Below are 2,093 nucleotides of genomic sequence, written 5' to 3'. Positions count from 1 at the left end.
GCCGTGATATTGCTTACGTTGCTTAGATTGGTATTGGCAGTAGGGTCGCTTAGGGTAAGTACGCTATCGCCTGCTCTAATAGAGTTAGGAAGAAAGAAGTTTAGCCTGTCAAAGCCGCTAATGTTTTTAGCGCTTAAGGAATTTACTGCCGCAGGAGAGCTATTGCTAGCTCCTATGTTAAGGGTGTTGCCGCCACCGCTTGCGCTTATTACGCCTACATTATGACCGCTGATGAAATTTAACGTATTATTTGCGCCTGCTGCGTGGATATTTCTAGCGTTAAAATTCTTATCCTCTCCAGCCTTGCCTATATCTATGTTGTTTCCGTTAAGACCGCCGGCACCAAGATACTTCTGCAGCTCATCCGCATCGAAATCCCCATTTATGCTCTCGTTAGTCTTAATAAGCTTTTGGATATAAAGCTCCCGCTCATCCTCGCTTATATGCATACCGCCTATGTTTCTACTAAAGGTATCGGCATCCTTTATGACATAGTTTTTATTTAGCTGAGTTACGTAGCCCTTGTCTTTAAAGCGCGGATCGTATCCGGTAAATTTACCGCCTCCACTTTTATAGGCAAGGGTATATTTCTTATTGTCGCCATCTGGATAGCTTGCATTATTTAAAGCGTTAAATTCGCTTGCGGAATTTACAAATATATCGGTACCGCTTAGGTCGGTATTGCCGGAGCCGGTTAAGCTTAAAGCTCTTTTGGTACTTGATGAAGCATCATTTTTAATCTCGCCAAGTGAGGCTAAGTTAAATTCCAATTTATTGAAATTCGCAAAATTCCCTGCATTTAGGCCATTGCCTGAGTTTGAAGATAGGATATTTAGGCTATTGCCAGAATTGCTAGCGTTTGCACTAGATACACCGTATATCGTGCCTGCTACGCTGCCGCTTCTGAAATTTACTACGTTGTTGCTGCCGCTAGCGGCTTCCGCCGCGTAGACGTTGCCAGCAACTTGCGTGTTGCCGTTTAAATTTACAGTGTTGGAGGAGGCAGCGCCGCTAGTCTTTCCGCCGTATACGCTTCCGCCTACGTTTACCGAGTTAAGAGTGATAGTGTTGGAAATCGCGCTGTTGCCCTTGCCGCCTACCGCCATTGCTCCTACGCTGCCGTTATTTATAGTTACGATATTGGATTTGGCTTCTCCGTTGCTAGTATTGCCGCCGTAAATATTATTGCGGATTATTGTAGCATTCGTAGTTACGCTATTATCGTGGACGTTGCCGCCGCCGCTACTGCTATGAGTGATGCCCGCATTTACATACCCCACGTCTATTCCGCTTGCTTCGAAAGTTACATGGTTATTATAAATTTCTTGCGGGGTAGCGGAATTTGAATATCCTCCGTCGATCTCGCCTATGTTGCTTCCGCCATTGATCTTGGCGTAGTTATCGTGGACGCTATTGCTTCCGTCGGTAGCGTCATCTCTGCCCGAGCTTATGTTTTTGCCGCCTAGATTGCCTGCATTCTCCTTTACTATTACGGTGTTTCCTTTATTGCCGAATAACTCAGTAGCGCCCGCAGCTTTGTTAGAATTTTGATTTTGCATTAGCTCGCTTTGATCGAAATTGGGGTCTATCCAAGAGCGAGTTAGCGTGCCCTTTTGCATGATTAAATTCTTATTGTTTTCGACTTCGATCGTGGTGCCGGTGATCTGATAGTGATCTTTGTCCGTAATCGTATAAATTTGATTATCTTGCACGGTTTGTGCGGCTCTGGTGATCGTGCCGCCGCCAGAGTTGTGGATCAGATAGTACTTTCCTTCGCCAAGATCTGATTTTATACCCTCTATCTTTGTGCCGTTTAAATTTGTATTGCCATTAGTAGTTAGAGTAAGCGGCGCATCAGCTTCGGTAGTAGAATATAGATCATGAAAATTTATAGAGCCGAAATTTTTAATATCCTTGGCTTTTTTCACGCCGCCGCCGACCCAATTTTCGATATGTAAGGTATTAGTTTTATCCGTAGGCTTATTGCTGCCGTAGATTGTACCGCTTATAGTGCCGCCTCTAAAATTTACGTTACTATTTTCGACGCTGCCGCTTGTGGCGTAGCCCGCAAAGACGTCTCCTGCTATCGTCGT

1 protein-coding gene is annotated in these 2,093 nt (G+C 44.8%); it reads right to left on the bottom strand.

Going from position 1 to position 2,093, the window contains the following annotated elements:
- Positions 1 to 2,093: hypothetical protein (locus tag Q0095_RS08690; RefSeq protein ID WP_297883149.1), on the bottom strand; the 2,093-nt coding region annotated here is incomplete at both ends.

Origin of the sequence: uncultured Campylobacter sp. (genome assembly GCF_938045535.1) — a bacterium.
Taxonomy (GTDB): Bacteria; Campylobacterota; Campylobacteria; order Campylobacterales; family Campylobacteraceae; genus Campylobacter_B.
The sequence above is the reverse complement of the archived record's forward strand: the minus strand, read 5'-3'. Positions and strand labels throughout refer to the sequence as shown.